This is a genomic window from Xanthomonas sp. SHU 166, assembly GCF_000364685.1.
GTDB lineage: Bacteria > Pseudomonadota > Gammaproteobacteria > Xanthomonadales > Xanthomonadaceae > Xanthomonas_A > Xanthomonas_A sontii.
Genome location: NZ_AQOJ01000695.1, coordinates 1 through 621, shown reverse-complemented (window position 1 = coordinate 621; position 621 = coordinate 1). Strand labels below are relative to the sequence as shown.

Annotated in this window: 1 protein-coding gene; it reads left to right on the top strand. The window is 71.5% G+C overall.

Features of this window, described 5'->3' with window-relative positions; all coding sequences use genetic code 11:
- On the top strand, positions 1-621 hold a 621-nt coding region (locus D180_RS16340; protein ID WP_017913641.1), incomplete at both ends, for an ATP-binding protein.

The following is a 621-nucleotide window of genomic DNA, read 5'->3' as shown; positions in this document are numbered from 1 at the left end:
GACCGGGGTGCTGGGCATGAGCGAACTGCTGCTGTCCACGCCGCTGGACACCAGGCAGCGCCGCTACACCGAATCGATCCGCGACGCGGGCTCGCACCTGCTGCGTCTGGTCAACGATGCGCTGGACCTGGCGCGGATCGAGGCCGGGCGCCTGGAACTGGAACAGCAGCCGTTCGACCTGGGCCGGCTGATCGCCGAACTGGAGGCCATGATGGGGCCGATGGCGCGCAGCCGCGACCTCGCCTTCGCCCTGGACAACGCCATGCCGCCGCAGGTCACCGCGCGCGGCGACGCCACGCGGGTGCGGCAGATCCTGCTGAACCTGCTCAACAACGCCATCAAGTTCACCGAGCACGGCAGCGTGCAGTTGCGGGTGGCGCCGCTGCAGCCGCAGCAGGGCGTGCGCTTCGAAGTCGCCGACACCGGGCCGGGCATCAACGCCGAACAGCAGGCGCGATTGTTCCAGCGCTTCGAGCAGGCCGACGGGCCGCGCACCGCCGCACGCTACGGCGGCAGCGGCCTGGGCCTGGCGATCAGCCAGGAACTGGCGGTGGCGATGGGCGGGCGCATCGAATTGCGCAGCCGCCTCGGCGCCGGCACCCGCTTCGTGGTCGACCTGCC